Consider the following 3,750-nt stretch of genomic DNA (forward strand, 5'->3'; position numbering starts at 1 on the left):
TTAAAAAGATGTGTAAGCTTAATGAATTACCAAATAATGAAGAGAAGTATAATAAGATTCTAAGTTACTTTGGATTGAGTTTAGATACGCTTGATTGGGAGGAGTTGAATAAAACGAAAACAATATCTAATACCTTAAATAGCAAACAAACAACTTATAAATTTGAAATATTATCAAGAAATCCACTACCCGATGATGAGTATAGATATAAGTATATAGACAAAAATAGATTTGTAATAAATAATGCTCCCAAATTTGAAGGTATTACTGCTATAATTGTGGAATTTTATACCTTACAGCCATACATTGATAGAAACAATATAGCAGATATAAAAATATTTGTATATTGGAATACAAAGCGTTATTCTTACTATTTCAGCTCTACCTCTTATGCGTGGCATAAAGTGAAAGATTATGAAATATGGTGTGATGACATTTAGAAAAAGGATTAACGATGAGCAACAAACGACAAATACAAAAACTAAGAGACAATGCAGAATGGGCGTGGGCAGCTTATGGTTACTTTAATTTAATAGGTAAAAGATTTGAGAAAAAGATTTTAAAAGATATAGACAGAGAATCAACCCCTATCATCACCCAAACCGACATACTCGACATCACTTATAACAAATATATCGCAGTAGAGCTAAATCCACACAAACAAGATGATGAGATACAAGTAGGCAAACTCAAAGGCGAATTCTCCCCTAACCAAGCTAAACGCTTCTTTGAACGCTATGATTTATTACTTCATCAACCCAATACCTCAAGTGGATTCTCTGCTACATTGTTTGAGGACTTAGGAGAAATTGATAAATCCACAGGCAAAAGAAAAGAAGTCCCTAAAGATTCTAAGTATATCTTAGCCTTTCGTGGCACAGAGATGAGTAGTGATAAGATAAAAGCAACGCTAAAAGATTTCTATGAAGATTTCTTACTTGGGACAAACCAAATCCCAGAGCAATACTTTGATTTGATACACTTTGTAGAGACAAAGATTAAACCTAAAATCTATGATACATCATCTCAATCTTATCCTAAAATGATGATAGTAGGGCATTCATTAGGAGGGTTTTTAGCTCAAATGTGTGCTTTAAGTTTATGTGATAATAAGAATGAAGCAAATATCAATGAAGTATATACTTATAATAATATAAAACCTAAACCCCCAAAGGAGCTACAATGCTATTTGTAATAATCTTTTTTCTCCCCATTGTCTTTACTCTCTCATATTTTATATGGTGGCTCATATATAGAAAAGCATTTAAATCACAAAAGAAAATCTCTAAGTTTTTAGTATTTATTGGAGGTATAGGATTAATTATTTTTTTCTATACACCATATTCATATAACTTACAGCCGAGTTATCACGAATTTAAAGAAATATGTAAGCTAGACCCAGAAATATATCAATCTAATGGTGGTAAGATAGATGAGGAGTATTATAATAAAGTGCTAAAGTATTTTGATACAGATTTGGATAATATGTCAAATGTGCGAACATTAAGAATAAGCGATGATAAAAAGCACTTTTCATATTGGTTTGAAAAATGGATTGGAGATAGAATTGATTTTACTTTTGTTCTTTGGTTCAAAGATGAAAGAGCTACAAAAGACAACATTAAGAAGGCTAGCCTTTGGGTTTGGTGGGATCAAAAGAGACCGATTCCACTTGGTAATGAAGGGGTGGGATTGTATTGGGGAAATACACCAATAAATTGTGGATATTTTAAATAGAAAGGGGCAAATAATGCAAACCAAAAAAATGCTTAATAAGCTAAGAGATAACGCTGAATTGGCTTGGGCAGCTTATGGATATTTTCATTTAGCTAATCCAAAATATGATTTCGAGAAAGATAACACAGATAAAAAGAGGCTAGAGTATTTTAGAGAAATTAAAGCGAAAGAGTTGGGTAAGGATTTAGATAAAAACACCTATCCCACCCATTCTGATATTCTCAACATAGAGTATAAATGTTTCAAAGATAAAAATGGCAAACCTCAAGATTCTTGGTATCATAAACATTTTTTAGGTGGCGAATTCTCCCCACTTCAAGCACAAAAATTCTTTGAACGCTACAATCTTGTAGAACATTGCCCTAATACAGATTCGGGCTTTTCTGCCACTTTATTTCAAGAAAAAGAAACTCAAGAGTTTATCTTAGCCATTCGTGGCACAGAGTTTAAAATTAATCAAGCTTGGCAAGATATTATCACTACTGATGGTTCTTTACTTCTTAGTTCTACACCACTAGGACAATACAACGATATGCTAAGATTCTATAATCAATGTAAAGCAAAATATCCAAAGATAAAAGCTCCAAATTCCCTCACTCTCACAGGACATTCATTAGGGGGTTGTCTCGCACAAGTATTTGTGTTAAGCCTATGTGATGATAGAAATAGAAATAATATTAAAGCTTTATATACTTATAATGTCTCTTTAGAATCTAAGAGTGTTGCCTGATGAAAACTTACTTTAAAATTCTGTATATTGGGTGGCTAGGTTTTTGTCTTTTAGTTTTTGTTATGTATCTAGGAATGGCTTATCAACCACACTTTTTTGAGGGGCTTTTGGGGAGCATAGTATTAGCCATTACACCTTACTTATATTTTTTATGTATCTTTAAAATCCCTGTTGATTTTGAGATATATTGCAATAAAAATAACCAAAATATCAATGATTTTAAATTCTTTTTTAAAAAATATGCGTTATATTTTCTTATTCCCATAATAGCACTTATGGTATTTATAGTTTTTAAAAATAGCGTTATATCATCGGTATTGCTTTGCGGTTTGCCGTTTTTGTGGTTGTATGCTGTTTGGATAAAAAAGTTTATTATGTTTTATATAGCAAAATTTTGGAGATAATTATGGACACGATTAAAACTCAAATCAACAACCTAAAAGACTATGCAGAACTCGCTCAAGCATCTTATTTTTATTTTGATTTAGATAAAGATTCTAATAATATTCCTAGAAAAATTTACAAGTTAGATTCTAACAAAGAAAAAATTAAAGGTGGAAATTGTAGTTTATGAAAACATTAAAAATATTATATATTTGTTGGATTATATTTTTTATATTTACTTGGATAATTTCACCTTTAGTTGCACATAATCCAGATAGGACTAATGAATTTTTTATAACACTTGGTTTTATTGCTGCCCCTTTAATAATATACTATCTTGTAATAGATAACATACTTCATCCTAATAAACGATTTATAAAATTAAAAATCTTAATTTTTATATTCTTAATTATCTTGATATGTATTTTCTTGTTTCGTGATGCGAATCAGCCTCCTATGTGCTTTAAAGACAATCAACCTATTCCATGTGAGGAGTTTTACAATGAACTGCAAAGAGCAAATTAAAAAGCTAAGAGATTATGCGGAACTCTCTTGGGCAAGTTATGGTTACTTTGATAGATTAAAATATAACTATGCGCAAGATGAGGATTCTAAGAAAGCGTTAAAGGAATTTAGAAAAATTAAAGATGATGAAACTGCTATTATCACACCTGCTGACATACTCGATAGAACTTACAAATACTACCTTGATGAAGATGGTAAGCCTAAAGATGGCATTGTCTTTGGACTTTTTGCTAGTGAATTATTAGACGGCGACTTCTCCCCAATTCAAGCTCAAAGATTTGCCACAAGATATGAAGTGAAATTTCATCAACCCAATACTTTTAGTGGGTTTTCTGCTACACTCTTTTATGATACATTTAAAGATGAATATATTG

6 protein-coding genes and 1 pseudogene are annotated in these 3,750 nt (G+C 30.9%); all 7 read left to right on the plus strand.

Going from position 1 to position 3,750, the window contains the following annotated elements; translation table 11 throughout:
* Positions 1 to 440, plus strand: a pseudogene (locus CQA53_RS10380) (hypothetical protein); the annotation flags it as partial.
* A gap of 14 nt (positions 441 to 454) precedes the next feature.
* Entirely contained in the window at positions 455 to 1,195 is a 741-nt protein-coding gene (locus CQA53_RS10385) for a lipase family protein (protein WP_115543894.1), read from the plus strand.
* Complete coding sequence (locus tag CQA53_RS10390) at positions 1,183 to 1,737, plus strand: hypothetical protein (RefSeq protein WP_115543895.1); 555 nt, start codon at positions 1,183 to 1,185, stop codon at positions 1,735 to 1,737. Before CQA53_RS10385 ends, CQA53_RS10390 begins: the two co-directional genes overlap by 13 nt.
* Positions 1,738 to 1,750: 13 nt before the next feature.
* A complete protein-coding gene (locus CQA53_RS10395) occupies positions 1,751 to 2,467 on the plus strand; it encodes a lipase family protein (RefSeq protein ID WP_181882444.1) in 717 nt (238 codons plus the stop codon).
* A complete protein-coding gene (locus tag CQA53_RS10400; RefSeq protein WP_115543896.1) occupies positions 2,467 to 2,871 on the plus strand; it encodes a hypothetical protein in 405 nt (134 codons plus the stop codon). The genes CQA53_RS10395 and CQA53_RS10400 overlap by 1 nt, the downstream gene beginning before the upstream one ends.
* A 2-nt stretch (positions 2,872 to 2,873) precedes the next feature.
* Positions 2,874 to 3,041 carry a hypothetical protein gene (locus CQA53_RS12565; protein ID WP_181882446.1) on the plus strand — a complete coding sequence of 56 codons (168 nt, stop codon included), beginning with the start codon at positions 2,874 to 2,876 and terminating at the stop codon, positions 3,039 to 3,041.
* 312 nt (positions 3,042 to 3,353) lie between these two features.
* A partial coding sequence (locus tag CQA53_RS10410) for a hypothetical protein (protein ID WP_115543898.1) occupies positions 3,354 to 3,750 on the plus strand: 397 nt, incomplete at its 3' end.

The sequence above is a fragment of the Helicobacter didelphidarum genome (assembly GCF_003364195.1).
Classification (GTDB): Bacteria; Campylobacterota; Campylobacteria; order Campylobacterales; family Helicobacteraceae; genus Helicobacter_A; species Helicobacter_A didelphidarum.

Coding starts and splice junctions, on each gene's coding strand:
- CQA53_RS10395 (WP_181882444.1), top strand. CDS start 1,751: ATGCAAACCAAAAAAATGCTTAATAAGCTAAGAGATAACGCTGAATTG.
- CQA53_RS12565 (WP_181882446.1), top strand. CDS start 2,874: ATGGACACGATTAAAACTCAAATCAACAACCTAAAAGACTATGCAGAA.
- CQA53_RS10390 (WP_115543895.1), top strand. CDS start 1,183: ATGCTATTTGTAATAATCTTTTTTCTCCCCATTGTCTTTACTCTCTCA.
- CQA53_RS10400 (WP_115543896.1), top strand. CDS start 2,467: ATGAAAACTTACTTTAAAATTCTGTATATTGGGTGGCTAGGTTTTTGT.
- CQA53_RS10385 (WP_115543894.1), top strand. CDS start 455: ATGAGCAACAAACGACAAATACAAAAACTAAGAGACAATGCAGAATGG.